Raw genomic sequence first — 18,553 nt, 5'->3', positions numbered from 1 at the left:
TCGCGTCGAGGACAACGAACACGAGTCGAGCGCTGAACGGCCCGGGCCGAGGGGCGAACGCGGCTCACGTGGGGAGCAAGCGGCTCACGTGGGGATCGAGCGGATCAGGGCGCGGAGGCCGTCGGCGTCCAGGAGGTCGGCGGGGCGCAGGGTGTGGTCGTGGCGGACGTAGTGGAACGCCGCGCGGACCCGTTCCACCGGGGTGTCCGACAACGCCGCCCACGCCAGGCGGTACGCCGCCAGCTGCACCGACAGAGCGGGCAGGCGTTGTTCGTCGGGCACGGCACCGGTCTTCCAGTCGACCACGGTCCAGCCGCCGTCCGGGTCGGCGAACACGGCGTCCATCCGGCCGCGCACCGACATGCCCTCGATCTCGGCCTCGAAGGGCACCTCCACGTCGTGTGGTGTCCGGTCCGCCCACTCGCTCGCCAGGAACGCCTCTTGGAGGCGTGCGAAATCGGTGTCCGGCGCCGCACCCTCGTCGGCGGCACCGGGTAGTTCGTCCAGGTCCAGCAGGCGGGTCGCGCCGAACCGCTGCTCCAACCAGGTGTGGAACGCCGTGCCGCGCCTGGCCAGCGGGTTCGGCGGGAACGGCAGCGGGCGGCGCAGGCGGTGGGCCAGCTGGTCCGGGTCGGCGGCCAGCTCGACGAGCTGGCTGACCGAGAGGTGTTCGGGCAGGACCACGCGTTCGCGGCGGTCCGCGGCGGCTGCTCGTTCGGCGAGCAGCACGTCCACGTCGCGGGCCCAGCCCTCCGGGTCGTCCCCGTCCTCCGCGCCGGCGGACGCGATCGGCTGGGAGGGGGTCGGGTCGGACGAGGCCGCCGGGTGTTCGGTGGGGAACGGGTCGGCGGGCGGCTCCAGGTCGAGCAGGGCCGGGGCCAGGTCCGGCGGGGCCAGGTCCGGCGGGGGCACGTCGGAGTGCTCGGGCGGCAGGTCCGCCAGGTCCTCGGGCGGCTCCGGGGGCAGGTCGAAGTCGGGTTCCGGCGGCAGGTCGAAATCGGGGTCCGGAGGCAGGTCGAAGGCGGAGTCCGGGGGCAGGTCGAAATCGGGCGGGGGCTCGGGTAGCGGCACCTCGGGCAGCGAGGCCGCGTGGGCGGTGACCGGCGGGGCGGACAGCGGGGTCACCGGGGGCGAGGTCGGCGAGGCGTCGGACGGCGAGGGCGAGGGCGAAACAGTAGGCGAGGCGTTGGGCGACGAGGGCGAAACAGTAGGCGAGGCGTTGGGCGACGAGGGCGAGACAGTCGGCGAGGCGTCGGGCGACGAAGGCGTAGTGACAGGCGGAGTGGCCGGACGGCGGTGCGCGGCCGGTGGGGTGGGCTCGGCGAGGAGGCGGTCCAGGGCGGCGTGGACCAGGGTTGCCCCCTCGGTCACGGCGGCGCGGCGTTTGCCCAGGGGGTCGGCCGGCCAGGTGGCTGATTTGGCCTGGGCGGCCAGGGGGTTGGGGGTGTCCTCGGCCGGGGGGTCGGCCCAGTGGACGATGTCGGCGGGCGGGTGGTCGGCCGACTGGACGGCCGCGCGCAGCTCGGTCAGGAACGCCGAGGGCCCCTTGGGCTTGTCGCCGGTTTCCGCCCACCAGTGGCCGGACACGAGGAGGCTGTGCTCGGACCTGGTCAACGCGACGTAGAGCAACCGCCGCTCCTCGACCAGGCGGCGCTGCTCGAAGTCGTCCGCGTGGCGGTCCAGGGCCTCTTCGACCTCCTTGCGGTTGGCGCCACCGGGTATGCGGAGCTTGGGCAGGTCCTCGGCGTCGCCACGCAGCTCGGCGGGCAGCTCGGCCACGGCCTTCAACCAGCACGACGTCTTCTTCCGCCCCGGGAACACGTCCTTCACCACGTGCGGCACGGCGACGATGTGCCACTCCAGCCCCTTCGCGGAGTGCATGGTGAGGATCTGCACGCGGTTCGGGGCGACCTCCACCTCACCGGGCTCCAGGCCGTCCTCGGCGTGCTCGGCGGTGTGCAGGTAGTCCAGCAGCGCGGGCAGCGTGGCGGACGGGCTGGCCGCCGCGAAGTCCGTCACGACGTCGGCGAACGCGTCCAGGTGCGCGCGACCCACGCCGCCGGGCCGGGCCATGGCCTCGATGTCCAGCAGCAACGTGCGCTCGACGTCCGCGACCAGCTCCGGCAACGGCTGGTCGAGGCGGCGGCGCAGGGCGGACAGCTCGGCGCCCAGCCGGCGGATGCGGCGGTAGCCCTCCGCCGAGTACGCCGCCGGGTCGCCGGGGTCGTCCAACGCGTCGGCCAGCCCGGCCTGCTCCGCGTGCTCACCCGGCAGGGCGTCGGCGATGACGGCCAGCGGGTCGTCCACCACGGACTGCCGGCTGGGCGCGCCCGCCAGCTCGCGCGCCCGCTGCCACAGGGCGGCCAGGTCGACCGCGGCCACGCGCCAGCGCGAGCCGGTGAGCAGGCGGGCCGCCGCGGTACCGGCCAGGGGGTCCACCAGCACGCGCAACGCGCTGGTCAGGTCACGCACCTCCGGCTCGTCCAGCAGACCGCCCAGGCCGACCACCTCCACCGGCAGGTCCCGCTCACGCAGGGCCGCGGCGACGGCGGACATGTCGGCGCGGCGGCGGACCAGGACGGCGGCCGTGGGCGGCTCCTCGCTGCGCTCCACGTGCTCCGCCCACCGGGCGGCGACGGCGTCGGCCATCCAGTCCAGCTCGGTCCGCACGTCCTCGAACAACCCGATGCGCACGTCGCCCGGACCCGCGCCGGGACGGGCACGCAGCTCGTCCACGTCCAGCCCGGACGCGCGCAGCGGGGCGGACACGGCGTTGGCCAGCGCCAGCACCTCCGGCGGGTTGCGGAAGCTGGTCAGCAGCCCGAACTCCCGGGCGGGCGGGAAGTCCTGGGTGAAGCGCGGCAGGTTGGCCGCCGACGCGCCGCGCCAGCCGTAGATGGCCTGCGCCGGGTCGCCGACCGACGTCACGGCCATCGGCTCGCCGCGCCCGAACAGGGACCGCAGCAGCACGCGCTGCGCGTGGCCGGTGTCCTGGTACTCGTCCAGCAGCACCGCGCCGTAGCGCTCGCGCTCGCCACGCACCACCTCCGGGTGGTTCTCGGCGAGGCGGGCGGCCAACGACATCTGGTCGGCGAAGTCCATCGCCGCTTCCCGCCGCTTGCGCGCCTGGTACGCCTCCAGCAGCGGCAGGAGGTGCACGCGGAGCTGTTGGGCGTTGATGACGTCCTTCAGCTTCTCCGGCAACGCGTCGCGCTGGCGGGCCGTCTTGGGCGCCGACTCGATCACGGTCGTCAGCCACTCGGCGTGCTTGCGCAGGTCGGTCGGCTCCACCAGGTGCTCGCCCAGCTCACCGGCCAGCGCCAGCAGGTAGCCGGTGACCGTGGCCGGGACCTTGTCGGTGTCGATGTCCTCCGTCCACGTCGTCACGACGCGGTGCGCGAGCTGCCACGACGCGGTCTCGGTGAGCAGCCGCACGCCGGGTTCGACGGGCAGCCGCAGGCCGTGCTCGCCGACCAGGCGACCCGCGTACGCGTGGTAGGTGAGGATCACCGGCTCGGTGGTGAGCACGGCGGCACGGCGCTCGCCCGCCGGGTCGAGCCGGTCCAGCAGCGGCGAGCCGGCGAGGCGGCGCAGCCGGGCCCGGACGCGGTCGGCGAGCTGGCGGGCCGCCTTGCGGGTGAACGTGAGACCGAGCACGCGGTCCGGCGTGACGAAGCCGTTGGCCACCAGGTACACGACGCGGGCCGCCATGGTCTCCGTCTTGCCCGCGCCCGCGCCCGCGACGACCAGGGCCGGCGCGGGTGGCGCGGCGATGACGGCGGCCTGTTCCGGGGTGGGTTTCGGCAGGCCGAGCGCCTCGGCCACCTCGAACGGGCTCGCCCGTTCTCCCTCCGCACCCGGCACTGCCACGACTCGCATTCTCCGATGTCGGCCGTCGAGATCTTCGGGGACCCGCGGCGGGCGGGGCGGCGACCGGCCAATGACTGTGTCAGAGACGCCCGCGGGTCGCCAGTCGCCGCTACTGCCCCACCTGCCGCCCGGACGCGTGCACGGGGCACGACGTCCGCGCCGGGCAGCGGTCGCAGTCGGGCGTCTCCACCGCCGTGTACTCGGGCCCGCCGCCGGCGTCGGCCGCCGCCTGCACCGCCTCCAGCCACACCCGGACGCCCTGCTCGTCCAGCGGCGCCTGCGCCAGCTCGGTGGCGCCGGTCTTCTTGTTCTCCTTCGCCACGTACAGCAGGCGCGCGCCGCCCGGTTCCGTGCCCAGGCCGAGGTGGGTGAACCCGCCGAGCGCCGACGCCAGCTGGTAGACGGCGAGCTGCGGGTGCTGCCGGGCCTCCTCCTTGGTGACCGGCGACTTGCCGGTCTTGAGGTCGACCACGACGGGCCGGCCGTCGCGGTCGGTCTCCAGCCGGTCGACGCGGCCCTTGACCCGCAGCCACGGCCCGCCGCCCGCACGCGGCACGTCGACCGTGACCTCCTCCTCGACCGCGACCTGGGTGAGCTGGTCGCGGCTGGACGCGAGCCAGGTGAGGAACGTGTCGAGCATCCGCTCCACGCGCTGCCGCTCGCGGCGGGAGAACCACGGCGCGCCCGCGTCCACGGCGGACCACGCGTCGGCCAGCTTGGCACGCAGCTCGCGCTCGTCCGCACCGGCCGCGGCGGCCTGCGCGAGGGCGTGCACGAGGGTGCCGGTGATGGACGCCAGCTCCGCCGGGTCCTGCCCGCCGTGCCGCTCCACCACCCACCGCACCGGGCACTTCGCCAGCACCTCCACCGTGGACGGTGACACGCTGACCGTGTGGTCCTCCGTCCACAGCGGATCGGTCGAGGACACCGGGGCGAGGCCGTACCAGGAATCGGGGTGCGCGCCGGGCACGCCCGCCGCCGCGAGCCGGGCGAGCTGGGTCGCGGCCCGCGCGCGGCGGTCCTCGGTCTCCTCCGCGTCGCACACCACGCGACGCAGCTCGCCGACCAGCTCGGCGAGCACCAGGCCGCGTTCCGGGGTGTGCGTGGGGCGTTCCCGCTCCTCGGTGCTCAGCTCCTCCAGCTCGTCCAGGAACCGGGACGGCTGCTCGTCCTCGCCGCGCACCGCGCTGACCAGCAGCACCCGGCGTGCCCGGCTGGCGGCCACCAGCAGCAGGCGGCGTTCCTCGGCGAGCAGCGGCGCGACCGCCGACACCTGCTCGCCTACACCGGACACCACGTCGACCATGCGCTCCACGCCGAGCAACGAGCCACGCAGCCGCAGGTCGGGCCAACTGCCCTCCTGGACGCCGGGCACGGCCACCACGGTCCACTCGCGACCGGCGGCGGCGTGCGCGGTGAGGACGGTCACGGCCTCGCCGGTGGGCGCCGACGCGGCGAGCGTGTCGCCCACGATCTCCTGCGCCGCCAGGTAGTCGGCGAACCCGTCCGCGCCCGCGCCGGGCAACCGGTCCACGTACTTGGCGGCGGCCTCGAACAGGCCCACGATCGCGTCCAGGTCGCGGTCGGCCTGCACGCCGGCGGTGCCGTGCCGCGCGGACTGCGCGACCCACCGCTTCTCCAGCCCGGTGGCCTGCCACAGGTCCCACAGCACCTGCTCCACGCTCTGCCCCTTGGCGATCGCCGCGCGTGCCCGGCGGAGCAGGTCGGCGACGCGGCGCGCGGGCTGCGCCTCGGCGTCCTCCAGGGCGGCCAGCCGGTCGGCCGACTCGATCACCTCGACCAGCAGCTCACCGCTGGGCCGGTCGCCGCCCGCGGCCATCTCCAGCCGACGCAGGCCGCGCCGCAACCGCCGCAACGCCAACGGGTCCGCGCCGCCCAGCGGGGACGCCAGCAGCATCGCCGCGGTGTCCTCGTCCAGGCTGCCGGGTGTGGCGGCGCACCGCAGCAGGGCCAGGAACGGCGCGACGGCGGGCCGCCGCGCGAGCGGCAGCTCCTCGGTGGGCACGGCGACCGGGACGCCGGCGGCGAGCAACGCGCGTTGCAGCACCGGCAGCACCCGGGTGGTCGAGCGCGCCACCACGGCCATCTCCGACCACGGCACCTCGTCGATCAGGTGGGCGCGGCGCAACTGGTCGGCCACCCAGCTCGCCTCCTGCGCGGCGGACGCGAACAACCGCACGCGCACGTCACCCCGACCGGCCGCGGGCACGACGTCGCGGGTCGGCGACGCGCCGGGCAGCCTGCCCGCGAGCCGCGCGACGGCGGCACGCACCTCCGGGACCATCCGGTGACCCTCGCGCAGCACGACGGTGGGCACGTCGGTGTCGGCGAGCAGCACCGGGTCGGCGCCGCGGAAGGAGAACACCGCCTGGTCGGGGTCGCCGGCCAGGACGAACTCGGCGGCGGCGTCCCCGAGGCGGGAGATCAGCTCGTGCTGCAACGGGTCGAGGTGCTGGGCGTCGTCCACGAGGAGGTGGCGGACGCGGCGGCGCTCGGCCGACAGGACGTCCGGTTCGGTGTCGAGCACGAGCAGCGCGCCACCGACGAGTTCGGCCGCGTCGTAGGACTCCGCCACGCCGAGCCCCGCGCCGGACAGCAGGTTGACCTGCTCGTACTGCTCGCCGAACCGGCCGGCGGCAACCCACTCGTCGCGGCCGTGGGCGTGGCCGAGGGCGATCAGGTCCTCCGGGGCGAGGCCGCGCTCGGTGGCACGCAGCAGCAGGTCGCGCAGCTCGTGCGCGAAACCGGGCAGCGGGAGGGCGGGGCGCAGGCGTTCCGGCCAGGCGGGCGCGCCCAGGCTCACGTCGCCCGCCAGCAGTTCGCGGACCACCGCGTGCTGCTCGGGACCGGAGAGCAGGCGTGGCGCGGGTTCGCCGGCGGCCGTCGCGCGGGCGCGCAGCACGGCGAACGCGTACGAGTGCACGGTGCGCACCAGCGGTTCCTGGGTGGTGGGCAGCACGTGGCCCGCGTCGGTGTCGGTGAGCAGCCGGGTGATGTGGGCGCGCACGGCGACCGCGGCCCGCCGGTTGGCCGTCAGCACCAGCACGCTCTCCGGGTGCGCGCCGCGCCGCACGCGGTCGGCCGCCACCTCGGCGAGCAGCGTCGTCTTGCCGGTGCCCGGTCCGCCCAGCACGCGCAGCGGACCGCCGGTGTGCTCGAACACGGCCCGCGCGGGCGCGCTCCAGGCACGCCGGGCGGGCGCGACCCGTTCCCGGCGCACGAGCAGCGGAGCCCTGTGCACGGCCATGCGTCGATGGAACCACGCGGGTACGACAGCGCACGCTCGGGCACCCCGACCGGGAATTCGTATGGTGTCTTGACAATGCGCAGTGGTCCAGGCCACTTTGAGAGGTGCGCCCCCGCCGCCCCCGTACTCCGGAGGAACGATGAAGTCCTTGCGGCGGTTGGCGATCGTGCTGACAGCCGGCCTGTCCGGACTGGCCCTCGCGCCGGTCGCGCAGGCTGCGCCGGACCCGGTCCTGGCGTCCCCCTACCTGTACCAGTGGGGTGGGCGGGTCGACCCGGTCGCGGTGATGAACCAGACGGGTGTGAAGGCGTTCACGCTCGCCTTCGTGCTCTCCGACGGCGGTTGCAACCCGACGTGGGACGGCACCCGCCCGCTCACCGGGTCGGACGCGACGCTGATCCGGAACATCCGCGCGGCGGGCGGTGAGGTGGTCCCGTCGTTCGGCGGCTGGGCCGGTCGCAAGCTCGGCCAGTTCTGCTCGTCGGCGAGCGCGCTCGCGGACGCCTACCTGAAGGTGATCGACGCCTACCAGCTCACCGCGATCGACATCGACATCGAGGCGGCCGAGTTCGAGAACAACACCACGCAGGACCGCGTGCTCGGCGCGCTGAAGATCGTGAAGGAGCGCAAGCCGGCGGTGCGCAACGTGATCACCATGCCCACCGCCAAGTCCGGCCCGAACACGTGGGGCCGCCGGCTGATCACGCGGGCCAAGGAACTCGGCGCGCCGGTCGACGTGTGGGCGGTGATGCCGTTCAACTTCGGCGGGCCCAGCGACCTCGTGGCGGGCACCAAGTCTTCCGTCGACGGGTTGAAAAACCACATCAAGGCCACGTTCGGGCTGTCGGACGACGAGGCGTACCGGCGCAGCGGGTTGTCCTCGATGAACGGCATCACCGACACCAAGGAGACCGTGACCACCGCGCAGTTCCGCGCGATCCGCGACTGGGCGACCGAGAAGCACCTGTCCCGCTTCACGTTCTGGGCCACCAACCGGGACCGGGGCAACTGCGGCGGGTCCAGCGACAGCTGTAGCGGGACCAACCAGGGCACGTACGACTTCACCAAGCTCGTCGCGGGCTACACCGGCTGACCCGCGGGCCGCCGCGCGTGGAAAGCTGGGCTGGTGGAAGAAGAGTTGCACGAGTTGGTGCGGGAGACCGTGCGGTCGATACCCCGCGGCCGGGTCGCCACCTACGGCGACGTCGCCGACCTGTCCCGCGCACCCTCGCCACGGCTGGTCGGGCAGGTCCTGAACCAGGACGGGCACGACCTGCCGTGGCACCGGGTGCTGCGGGCCAACGGCACGTGCGCGCCGCACATCGCGGACGAGCAGCTCCAACTGCTCCGCGAGGAGGGCGTGGTCGCCCGGGACGGCAAGGTCGACCTGCGCACGTACCGCTGGGAAGAGGCGGTCAAGGAGAAAGAGGACGAGCCGCCCGGTCTGTGGTGACCCGCTGCTCGACGCGGGCCAGCTCGGACTCGACCTCCGGGTCGCGGGTGAGCGCGACGGCGAGGCGCAGCTGCGGCAGCGCCTCCTCGTGCCTGCTCTGCCTGCTCAGGGTGCGGCCGAGCAGCAGCCGGGTGAAGCCGTCGGACGGGTCGAGGTCGACCAGTTCACGCAGCACGCCCTCGGCCTTGCCGAGCGCGGCGGACTGGAAGTGCGCCAGCGCCAGCTCGGTCAGCACGGTGCGGTCGGCCGGCGCGTGCTCGGCCGCCTGCGCCAGGAAGCGGGCCGCCTGGCTCGGGTTCCCGGCGGCGCGGAACTCCCGGCCGAGCGCCAGCAGTTCGCGGGTGTCGGTCATCTCGTCACAACTCCTCTGACTGGGTCGACCAGGTCAACGAAGTTGAGAACTCAACTATTCCTAGAGGAGGTCGAGGACCCGCGTCGCGGTCCGCTCCAGGCCCAGCAGCGACTGCGTGCCGGACAGCGGGTGCAGTGCGTGCACGGCGAGGCGGAACAACGTCGCGCGCAGCAGCACCTGCGGCCACTCGGCCAGGTGACCCCACCGCTCGACCAGGCCCAGGTCGGCGCCGCCCCACGACAGGGCGTCCACGACGACGATCGCCGCGCCGTACTCGGCGGGCCGCCAGTAGGCGGTGAAGTCGATGACGGCCGGTGCGGCGTCGCCCGCGAACAACACGTTGCCGAACAGGTCGCCGTGCACGACCTGGGGCTTGAGGGACACCGGCTTGCGGTAGGCCGCCAGCAGCTCGAACAACCGCCCGCCGAGCGCCTCGTCCAGCTCGACGTGCTCCTCTTCCCACGCGCACCGGTCGGCGGTGGCGAACACGTCGGTCCGCGCGTCCAGGAACCGGGGGCGGGGCAGGTCCTTCGTGGCCCGGTGCAGCCGCACGGCGACCTCGACCACCTCGTCGTGCCGGGGCTCGGCACGACCGGAGAGGTACTTGGTGGCCGCCCACCCGCCGACCACGTACCGGCCGTCGGTGGACCGCAGCGGCCGGCCGATGCGCAGGTTCTCGACCACCAGGGCGTCGAGCGTCCTGGCGACCCACGTCGCCTCGGCGGGCTTGCCCGCGGGCCGGATCGCCGCGTCGCCGCAGCGCCACACCGGACCGGCGTCGATCAGCTCCGGCTCGGCGTCACGCGCGCCGAACGCGGCGCGCACGTGCGACGGAGGCGGCTCCGGGGATGGGGTCACGCCGGCACGCTACCTGCCGAAGCCTCGGGTTTGGTGGATCCGGCCCGACCCGCGCGCGGTGTTGCACCTGAACGGCCTAGCCGCACTTTTGCGGTTTCAGCACCTCATCCCACCTGGCCGCCACCGGGCAGTGGCCACCCCCACACCGGCGGTCGCGCCGGTGTGGGGGCGTGGTGTCAGTACGTGGGCAGGCTCGGGTCCACCTCGCGGGCCCAGGCGAGCACGCCGCCGCCGACGTGCACGGCGTCCTTGAAGCCGGCGCGGTGCAGCGCGGCGAGGGCCTCGGCCGACCGGGCCCCGGACTTGCAGTGCAGCACGACCTGCTTGTCCTGCGGCAGTTCGGCGAACGCCTCACCGGACAGGATGCGGTCCTTGGGGATGAGCACGGAGCCGGGGATGCGCACGATCTCGTACTCGTGCGGCTCGCGGACGTCGACCAGGAGGAAGTTGTCGCCCGCGTCCTGCTTCTGCTTCAGCTCCAGCGGCGTGATGGTGTTGCCCGCCGCGGCCTGCTGCGCGTCGTCGGACACGACGCCGCAGAACGCCTCGTAGTCGATCAGCTCGGTGATCTTGACGCTCTCCGGGTCCTTGCGGATCTTGATGGTCCGGTAGGACATCTCCAGGGCGTCGTACACCATGAGCCGGCCCAGCAGCGGGTCGCCGATGCCGGTGAGCAGCTTGATCGCCTCGGTGACCATGATCGAGCCGATGGACGCGCACAGCACGCCGAGGACGCCGCCCTCGGCGCACGACGGGACCATGCCGGGCGGCGGCGGCTCGGGGTAGAGGTCGCGGTAGTTCAGGCCCTGGCCGTTGGGCGCGTCCTCCCAGAACACGCTGACCTGGCCCTCGAACCGGAAGATCGAGCCCCAGACGTAGGGCTTGCCGAGCAGCACCGCCGCGTCGTTGACGAGGTAGCGGGTGGCGAAGTTGTCGGTGCCGTCCAGGATCAGGTCGTAGTCCCGGAAGATGTCGAGCGCGTTCTCCGAGCTGAGGTGCACCTGGTGCAGGATCACCTTCACGAACGGGTTGATCTCGGCCACCGAGTCGCGCGCGGACTCCGCCTTGGGCTTGCCGATGTCGGACTGCCCGTGGATGACCTGCCGCTGGAGGTTCGACTCGTCGACGACGTCGAAGTCGATGATGCCCAGCGTGCCGACGCCCGCCGCGGCGAGGTAGAGCAGCGCCGGGGACCCGAGCCCGCCCGCGCCGACCACCAGGACCTTGGCGTTCTTCAGCCGCTTCTGCCCGTCCACCCCGACATCGGGGATGATCAGGTGCCGGCTGTACCGAGCCACTTCTTCCTTGGTCAGCTCCGCTGCGGGCTCCACGAGCGGCGGAAGCGCCATCTGATCCTCCTCGACGAAACATGTCCTCTACCGAGGTACAACACCAGCCTGCTCCAGTGTCTTCCCCGATGGGAAGCCGTCCCAGTACGTGGACGCACAGTGACGTGCACCCGCGGCGGGTGCTAGGAGCTGCCCTCAAAGCCGGAGCGCGGCCGGTTCCTGTCCCTCGCCGGTGCGGACGGCGGCCAGGCAGGACGCTAATTATCAGGCAGGCTCCCTGAAAGTTTCGCGGGGCCGCAACCTCCAGGACCACCCCTGCCGCGCGGCGCAGACAGCGGACGGGCCAAGCCCTAACTATCAGGCAGGCTCCCTGAAAGTTTCGCGGGCTGCGGCTTCCAGGCCCCGCTGTCACGGGGAGTACGGCGGCCAGGCAGGACGCTAACTATCAGGCAGGCTCCCTGAAAGTTTCAGGAGGAGCAGGCCCCTAGCGCGGCGCCACCGGGAACGCGTTGGGGGTGCACACCTTGCCGTCGTTGGGCACGACGCCGCGGTTCGACGAGTCGACCTCGTTGAGCTGCGCCACGTAGTCGTTCGCCACGCCGAACGTCTGCTGCATCATCACGGGGGCGGGCTGGCCGTGCTCCTTGCAGCCCTCGTGGTTGTTCCTGAGCGCGTGCCCCACCTCGTGGTTGATGACGTAAGCGCGATATGTCGACAAGTCGTTGCTGAACACCTTCGCGCCACGCACCCACCGCGCCGTGTTGATCACGACGCGCTTGGTCGTCGGCTGCCAGCACGACGTCTCGTACTGGATCTGCACGCCGCACAGCTTGTGGGTGGTCGTGGTGGTGGTGAGGCTGACCACGAAGTCCGCCGCCTGCTCGTCGTCCACGCGCTGCATCGCGACCTGGCCGGTGCCGATCCAGCTCCGGTTGTCGGCCAGCACCCCGTCGATCGTCCGGGCGAACGCCTCCCGGTCGCCGCCGTAGTCGGCCGCCTCCACGCCGTCCTCGACGGCGATCGCGTACTTGTACAGCGTGGCGCCCTGACCGACTTGGGCGGTGGTGCCGGGCACGACCTGCCACGTGCCGGCGCCCTGCTCGGAGAACTTGGGGCCGTCCGGCAGCACGGCGGTCGGGATGTTCACCGGGTCGACCTTCACGGGCGGCGTCTCGCTCGCCACGGGCGGGCCCTGCGTGGTCGTCGTGACCATGGCCTGACCGCTCTTGCCGTCACCGGCGTCGTCACCCGGCGTGGCCGTGTCCAGCACCACGAGCGCCGTGAGCACCAGCAGGACGGGCACCGCGTAGACGCGCCACCCGTAGTTCGCCACCCAGCCCTTCAGGCCACGCGCACGACCGCCCCGCGGCCTGCCCGCGGGCTCCCACGACGCGGCCAGCGGCTCCGCACCGGTCCGGCGCGCGCCCCGGCGGTAGCGGTCGTCGGGCGGAACCGGCCGGGCACCCGGTGTGGACACCGTGCCGCGCCCATCCTGCGATGTCCGGTTCACGGCGAACAGCGTGCCACAGCCGCGCCCGACCGGCGGACCGCGGTGCCGACGCGCACCGGCCTACCAGGCGGCACCGGATTCCCACATCCCGAGCACGGCTCGCGCCACCGACTCCGGCCGCTCCATCTGCGCCACGTGGCCGGTCCGCGGCAGCACGAGCAGCCTGCCGCGCGGCAGCAGGCGCGCCACCCGCGGCGCCTTCCGCACGCTGACCAGGCGGTCCTCGGTGCCCCACACGACCAGCGCGGGCGCGGTGACCTTGGGCGGCAGCAGCCACATCGACCGCGAGCGCGGCACCAGCCACGTCCGGATCAGCTCGACCGTGCTGCGACCGAGCGCGTTGTTCGCCCACGGCTGCGCGGACCGCTCCGCGTACTCCTCCACGGACTGCTCGATGCGGCACTCGGGCACCAGCGACGGGTCCGCGAAGCACAGCCGCAGCATCTGCCGGGTCCGCTCGTGCGGCGTGACCTCGGCCAGCCGCCGCCGCACCCGCGCGCCGACGACGGGCAGGTACGCCAGCGGCAGGCGCGGGTCGGACACCCGGCGCAGGCTCGGCCGCAGGTCCGGCACGGCGGGCGAGACCAGCGTCAACGTCCGCACCAGGTCGGGCCGGGCGGCGGCGGCCATCAACGCGATCGCGCCGCCCATGGAGTTGCCGAACAGGTGCACGGGACCCACCCCGAGCGATTCGACGTACCCGAGCACCACCTCGGCGTGCGTCGACATGCTGAACGTGTAGCCGGGTATGGGCTCCGACCGGCCGAACCCGGGCAGGTCCAGCGCGTGCCCGTCGACGTGGCCGGAGAGCTGGCCGGCCAGGTCCGTCCAGTTGGTCGCCGAGCCGCCGAGACCGTGCACGTAGACCGCGGTGTCGCCGGTCGGGCCGGGCGTGCGCCGGACGTGCACGGTGTGCCCGGCCACCTCGACGTAGTCACCCGGCCACGGGCCGCTCGTTGTGTCCAGCGGTGGTAGCGGCGCGGCGGACAGGGGCACGTGGGTGATGGCGGGTCTGCTCGCCTCCAGGGTCTCGGTCACCGGACCAGGATGCCTGTTCGGGCGCCCGGTGAAACGAGAAGCCTTCCCGGAACGCTGCTACCAGCGAGTAAGGTTGCCGACGAACCGGCGGGTCGACCCCGGCCGGTTCCGCGATGGACAGGTTGGCTGGAGGCACCATGACGGAGACGGCCCAGACCACGGTCGGGCACAACGGCGGCGCGGGACGAGGGGTCCGGCTCCCACGCACCGCCCGACGTGCCCAGTTGCTGGCCGCGGCGCAGGACGTGTTCGTGGCCAACGGCTACCACGCCGCCGCGATGGACGAGATCGCCGAACGGGCGGGCGTCAGCAAGCCGGTGCTGTACCAGCACTTCCCCGGCAAGCTGGAGCTGTACATGGCGCTGCTGGAGTCCCATGTGGACGAGCTGGTGGGCCGGGTGCGGCACGCGCTCGCGTCCACCACGGACAACAAGCAGCGCGTCAAGGCCACGGTCGGCGCGTTCTACGACTTCGTGGCCGGCGAGGGCCAGGCGTTCCGGATGGTCTTCGAATCGGACCTGCGTGGTGAACCCGCCGTGGCGCGGGCGATCGAGCGGGCCACCACGGACAGCGTCGCCGCCATCACCGAGACCATCACCGCCGACACCGGCCTGGACGAGGACCGCGCCCGCCTGCTCGCCGTCGGCCTGGTCGGGTTGAGCCAGGTGACCGCCCGGTCGTGGCTGGCCGACGACCGGAAGCTGAGCCGGGAGGACGCGGTCAACCTGATCTCGACCCTGGCCTGGCGCGGCATCGGCGGCGGTTTCCCGCTCCAGCACTGACCGCCGGTTCACCGCGGGGCGGTGATGCGCGCGGCGACCTCCGCCGCCCGTTCCAGCGGGATCATGTGACCCGATCCTGGGTAGATCACCAGTTCGGCGTGCGGCACGCCGTCGGCGATGGCCAGCGCGTGGTCGAGCGGGGTGAGCCGGTCCGCGCCCCCGGCGAGCACCGCGGTCGGGACGCCCGCGAACCCCGTCAACGATTTCACCCGGTCGTGGGCGTCGATGGACTCCCGGAACGCCGCCAGCGCGACCGGGTCGCACCGGCCGACCATGGCCGCCGTCGACGCCACGTCCGCCCACGACGGCCGCTTGCCGAACAGCAGCCACCGCAGGCCGGGCCGAAGGACCTCGGTGCGCGTGAGCAGCCGGGGGCGGCGCAGGCCCGCGATCCGCCGGCGCGCGGCGCGCTCCCCCGCCACGAACGCCCGGCCGAGCACGCCCGGCAGCCCGACCGCGGACCCCGCGAGCCCGCCGCACGACGTGGCGACGAGCACGACGCCGGCCACGCGGCCGAGCAACGCCGGATGTCGCTCGGCCAACGCCATGAGCGCCATGCCGCCCATCGAGTGCCCGACGAGCACGACGCGACCGGTCGGCACGCGTGCCGCGAGCAGTTCGGCCAGGTCGTCCGCGCACCGCTCGATCGTGAACGCCGCCCTCGACGCCGACCGGCCGTGGCCGCGGTGGTCGTAGCGGAGGACGCGACCGGGCAACGCCGACGCCACCCGGTCCCACGACGTGTGGTCCAACGTCCAGCCGTGCACCAGCACGGTCGTCACCTCGGCGTCACGGGGGCCGGTGTCGACCACGTGCAGCGCGACGCCGTCGGACGTCGTGAACGGCGCGCTCATCCGAGGAGGAAAGACCGGCGCCACGCGTGCATCCCCGGCTGACCGACCAGACCGTTGTCGTCCAGGAAACCCATGATCCGCTCACCGGCCCAGCGGATGGTCTCCCGCCAGTGCGGGTTGCCCAGGGCGGTCCGGTGGGCTTCGTCCCGGTCCAGCCCGACCGCCGCGTACACGTCCGGGTGGATGAGGGACCGGGTGACGAACATGGAGGTGGTGGCGAGCAGCCACCGCTGGTAGGGCAGTTCCTTGCGGGAGAGGCTCCGCACGCCGCGCACGACCTCCTCGCGGGCGAACCGGACGTGCCGCGCCTCCTCCAGCACGTGGATGCGGTTGACCATGCGGACCAGCGGCTGCACGGTCTCGTCGGCCATGGTCTCGCGCTGCAACCGGTCCAGCACCTCCTCCGCGACCAGGATCGAGCCGTAGAGGGCGGGGCCGTAGCCGATCACCGGGAGCAGCCGACCGAGCCGGTGGACGTGGCGGCGCGGGCCGTAGGGCGGGCAGCCGATGCGCTCGACCATGCGGGCGAACATGGTGGAGTGCCGGCACTCGTCGGCGACCTCGGTGAGCGCGTACTGCGCGTGCTTGGTCGTCGGGTCCGCCCGGTAGACCTCCTTGAGCAGCATCCGCATCAGCAGGATCTCGAACCACAGGCCGACGCTCGCGACGCTCGCCACCTCGTGCCGCGAGAGGTCGACCCGCTGCTCCGGGCTCATCCGGTCCCACAACGCGGTGCCGTAGAGGGAGCACCGGTGCTCGGACGTGTAACGCAGCCCGTCGACCAGCGGTGCGGACCAGTCGATGTCCACCTCGGGGTCGTAGAACTTGTCGGCCGAGGAGTTGAGCAGCCGGGCCGCGGTCTTCTCGCGATCGGCGGCCTGCGAGGTCCTCGTCATCGGTCCTCCCCAGTTACTGCGACTTGAGGTAACAGTTACTTCTGGTAGCGTGCGTCACATGGCTCGAACTGTCAAGGGCGGTCCGGACGCGCGCCGGGAGCGCTGGAAGGGGCACCGGGAGGCGCGTCGCGCGGAGTTCGTGGAGGCGACCATCCGCGCCATCGCCGAGCACGGCCCGGACGTCGGCATGGACGAGATCGCCGCAGCGGCGGGCGTGAGCAAACCCGTGCTGTACCGGCACTTCGCGGACAAGTCCGACCTGTACCTGGCGGTCGGGCGGCGTGGCACCGAGCTGCTGATGGACCAGGTCGTGCCCGCGATCACCGGGGGCGGCCCGATCCGCGCCCGCATCCGCGGCATCGTGGACGCCTACCTGGGCGTCATCGAGCAGAACCCGAACCTGTACCGGTTCGTGGTGCGCAAGTCGTTCACCGACCGCCCCGTCGAGCAGGACGTGGTGCACGAGGACAAGCAGCTCATCGCCGCCGCGCTGGCGCGGTTGCTCGGCGACCACCTGCGGGCGTACGGGATGGACTCCGGCGGCGCGGAGCCGTGGGCGCACGCGCTGGTCGGCATGGTGCAGAACGCGGGCGACTGGTGGCTGGACCGCCAGTCCATGACGCGGGCGAGCCTGAGCGACTACCTGACCACGATCATCTGGCACGCGGTCGACGGCCTGCTCCGCTCCGGGGGCGTGACGCTCGACCCGGACGCGCCGCTGGCCGCCGGTTCCCCCGCGTTGCGGCTCGTGGACGCCGAGGAGGCGTGATGACCGAAGACGGCTACACGGGCCCGGCCGTGCTGGTGTTCGACCGGCGCGAGGTGCCGGTGGAGGTCGACCTGCGCGGGCACTTCCAGCCCATCGACGGCCGCTACCACTGGTACGGCCGGATCGGGGCGAACGACGAGGTGGGCGAGCTGGTGGCGGGCGGCGCGCGGACCGCGCTGCTGCGCACGCCGGGCGGCTCGGCGACCGGCGCACTCGCCGACCTCGACCCGTGGCGGCGTTACCGGGTGACGGGCACCGGCACCCCGCCCTACGCGATACCGCCCGCGCCGGAACCGACCGAGCGGTACTGACGGCGGGAGGGGCGCTCCCGAACCGGGAACGCCCCTCCCGCCGATCGGACTTCAGTCCCCGGTCACGAACCCGACCTTGCGGGAGTCGCTCGGACCGATCTCCACGTACGCGATGCGGTTCGCGGGCACGACGTAACGCGCGCCCTTCTGGTCGACCAGCGTCAGGTGACCGCTGCCCGCCCTCAGCGCGTCCGCGACCTGCGACTCGACCTCGTCGGGCGACAGGGAGCTGGACACCACAAGCTCACGCGGGCTGTCCGCGACGCCGACCCTGACCTCCACGCTGACCTCCGTACACGGGTTGACCGCCGGCGCGGCGATCAGAGAGTTGTCGAAATCAACCCTAGCCGAGCCCGAGCGCCGTCATGCGACGCGTGTGGCTCTGCTGGAGCCGGCGGAACAACGCGGCGATGCCGGCGAGGTCGCCGGAACCGCGGACGATCAGCTCCGCGAGCGGGTCCCGCTCCGCCACCACGTACTGGGCCTGCGTCAACGCCTCGCCGAGCAGCCGGCGACCCCACAGCGTGAGCCGGTCCTTGATCTTCGGGTCGGCCGCGCACGCCGCGCGGACTTCGCGCTCGGCGAACGCCGAGTGGCCCGTGTCGGCGAGCACGTCGAGCACCAGCCGCCCGGTCGGCTCGTCCAGCCACCGGGCGACCTCGCGGTAGAAGTCCGCCGCCAGGCCGTCGCCGACGTACGCCTTCACCAGCGACTCGTGCCACGACTTCGGCGCGGTCGAGGCGTGGAACGCGTCGAAGCCCGCCACGAACGGGCTCATCGCCTCCTCCAGCCGGTGGCCGCGCTCGGCCAGGTAACCCTCGATCAACGCGTAGTGGCCGATCTCGGCGGCGGCCATCGCGGACAACGCCGCCCGGCCGGCCAGCGTCGGCGCGGTGCGCGCGTCCTCCGCCAACCGGTCGAACGCCGACAGCTCGCCGTACGCGAGCGCACCGAGCAGGTCGACCACGCCCTCCGCCACCTGGCCGGCCACCGCCGACCTTCCTGCCTCCCCGTCACCCATGGCGGCGAGCCTAGTCGGGTGGCGTGCGCGACACCCCGGGCACGCGAGTCCGCAGCACGCGCGGCCGTTCCACCACGAACGGCCTAGTCGGGAGGTAGAGTGGCTACCCGACGCCCGGCGCGGCGCGGCCCACTCGGGGCCCGCAGCGGTGCCGTGAGCCGACTACGGCGGCACCGTGCCGCCAGGAGAGGGTGCGCGCATTACCTCGCAGGCCCTCCCGCGCCACTGCCCGGCCGCCCCCACGGCCGAGAGGCGGCAGGCGCGGTCGAGCGGCCCGTACAG

General features: G+C 73.4%; 16 protein-coding genes. 5 read left to right on the top strand and 11 right to left on the bottom strand.

The genetic code is table 11. From position 1 onward, the window contains the following. Positions 1-84: 84 nt before the first annotated feature. Positions 85-3,879, bottom strand: a complete 3,795-nt coding sequence (locus KZQ38_RS19245) for an ATP-dependent helicase (protein ID WP_219443475.1) — start codon at positions 3,877-3,879, stop codon at positions 85-87. A gap of 100 nt (positions 3,880-3,979) precedes the next feature. Further along, positions 3,980-7,138, bottom strand: a complete 3,159-nt coding sequence (locus KZQ38_RS19240; RefSeq protein WP_219443474.1) for an ATP-dependent helicase — start codon at positions 7,136-7,138, stop codon at positions 3,980-3,982. Between the two features lie 139 nt (positions 7,139-7,277). Between KZQ38_RS19240 and KZQ38_RS19235 the strand changes: the two genes are divergently transcribed. Together KZQ38_RS19235 and KZQ38_RS19230 are read left to right on the top strand one after the other, a co-directional pair. Then, entirely contained in the window at positions 7,278-8,231 is a 954-nt protein-coding gene (locus KZQ38_RS19235; RefSeq protein ID WP_219443473.1) for a chitinase, read from the top strand. Between the two features lie 33 nt (positions 8,232-8,264). Beyond that, positions 8,265-8,591: an MGMT family protein gene (locus KZQ38_RS19230; RefSeq protein ID WP_219443472.1), complete on the top strand. Its 327-nt coding sequence runs from the start codon at positions 8,265-8,267 to the stop codon at positions 8,589-8,591. On the opposite strand, the gene KZQ38_RS19225 is transcribed toward KZQ38_RS19230, so the two are convergent. The 5 genes from KZQ38_RS19225 to KZQ38_RS19205 form a co-directional block, all read right to left on the bottom strand. Further along, a complete protein-coding gene (locus KZQ38_RS19225) occupies positions 8,554-8,943 on the bottom strand; it encodes a tetratricopeptide repeat protein (protein ID WP_219443471.1) in 390 nt (129 codons plus the stop codon). The genes KZQ38_RS19230 and KZQ38_RS19225 overlap by 38 nt on opposite strands. A 60-nt stretch (positions 8,944-9,003) precedes the next feature. After that, on the bottom strand, positions 9,004-9,801 hold the full coding sequence (locus KZQ38_RS19220) for a TIGR02569 family protein (protein ID WP_219443470.1): 798 nt from the start codon (positions 9,799-9,801) through the stop codon (positions 9,004-9,006). 176 nt (positions 9,802-9,977) lie between these two features. Continuing rightward, positions 9,978-11,150, bottom strand: a complete 1,173-nt coding sequence (gene moeZ, locus KZQ38_RS19215; protein ID WP_219443469.1) for an adenylyltransferase/sulfurtransferase MoeZ — start codon at positions 11,148-11,150, stop codon at positions 9,978-9,980. 424 nt (positions 11,151-11,574) lie between these two features. Continuing rightward, the gene (locus tag KZQ38_RS19210; protein WP_219443468.1) at positions 11,575-12,600 is read right to left on the bottom strand and encodes a DUF3152 domain-containing protein; all 1,026 of its coding nucleotides are present in this window, start codon (positions 12,598-12,600) and stop codon (positions 11,575-11,577) included. Between the two features lie 60 nt (positions 12,601-12,660). Continuing rightward, the gene (locus KZQ38_RS19205; RefSeq protein WP_219443467.1) at positions 12,661-13,638 is read right to left on the bottom strand and encodes an alpha/beta fold hydrolase; all 978 of its coding nucleotides are present in this window, start codon (positions 13,636-13,638) and stop codon (positions 12,661-12,663) included. 137 nt (positions 13,639-13,775) lie between these two features. Here KZQ38_RS19205 and KZQ38_RS19200 point away from each other — a divergent pair, with 137 nt between their 5' ends. Beyond that, positions 13,776-14,420 (top strand): TetR/AcrR family transcriptional regulator, encoded by a 645-nt coding sequence (locus tag KZQ38_RS19200; protein WP_219443466.1) that lies wholly within the window; start codon positions 13,776-13,778, stop codon positions 14,418-14,420. 8 nt (positions 14,421-14,428) lie between these two features. Here KZQ38_RS19200 and KZQ38_RS19195 read toward each other — a convergent pair whose 3' ends face one another. Both KZQ38_RS19195 and KZQ38_RS19190 read right to left on the bottom strand, forming a co-directional pair. Then, the gene (locus KZQ38_RS19195) at positions 14,429-15,274 is read right to left on the bottom strand and encodes an alpha/beta fold hydrolase (RefSeq protein ID WP_219443465.1); all 846 of its coding nucleotides are present in this window, start codon (positions 15,272-15,274) and stop codon (positions 14,429-14,431) included. Then, on the bottom strand, positions 15,271-16,170 hold the full coding sequence (locus KZQ38_RS19190) for an AurF N-oxygenase family protein (protein WP_219443464.1): 900 nt from the start codon (positions 16,168-16,170) through the stop codon (positions 15,271-15,273). The genes KZQ38_RS19195 and KZQ38_RS19190 overlap by 4 nt, the downstream gene beginning before the upstream one ends. A gap of 58 nt (positions 16,171-16,228) precedes the next feature. Between KZQ38_RS19190 and KZQ38_RS19185 the strand changes: the two genes are divergently transcribed. Together KZQ38_RS19185 and KZQ38_RS19180 are read left to right on the top strand one after the other, a co-directional pair. Further along, positions 16,229-16,939, top strand: coding sequence for a TetR/AcrR family transcriptional regulator (locus KZQ38_RS19185; protein WP_219443463.1), 711 nt, complete (start codon positions 16,229-16,231; stop codon positions 16,937-16,939). Beyond that, positions 16,939-17,250 carry a DUF4873 domain-containing protein gene (locus KZQ38_RS19180; protein WP_219443462.1) on the top strand — a complete coding sequence of 104 codons (312 nt, stop codon included), beginning with the start codon at positions 16,939-16,941 and terminating at the stop codon, positions 17,248-17,250. The genes KZQ38_RS19185 and KZQ38_RS19180 overlap by 1 nt, the downstream gene beginning before the upstream one ends. A 51-nt stretch (positions 17,251-17,301) precedes the next feature. On the opposite strand, the gene KZQ38_RS19175 is transcribed toward KZQ38_RS19180, so the two are convergent. Then, positions 17,302-17,532 carry a DUF3107 domain-containing protein gene (locus tag KZQ38_RS19175; protein ID WP_219443461.1) on the bottom strand — a complete coding sequence of 77 codons (231 nt, stop codon included), beginning with the start codon at positions 17,530-17,532 and terminating at the stop codon, positions 17,302-17,304. A gap of 61 nt (positions 17,533-17,593) precedes the next feature. After that, a complete protein-coding gene (locus KZQ38_RS19170; protein WP_219443460.1) occupies positions 17,594-18,271 on the bottom strand; it encodes a ferritin-like fold-containing protein in 678 nt (225 codons plus the stop codon). Positions 18,272-18,553: the final 282 nt, after the last annotated feature.

It is taken from the genome of Saccharothrix obliqua, from assembly GCF_019375475.1.
GTDB classification, from domain to species: Bacteria; Actinomycetota; Actinomycetes; order Mycobacteriales; family Pseudonocardiaceae; genus Actinosynnema; species Actinosynnema obliqua.
The sequence above is the reverse complement of the archived record's forward strand: the minus strand, read 5'-3'. Positions and strand labels throughout refer to the sequence as shown.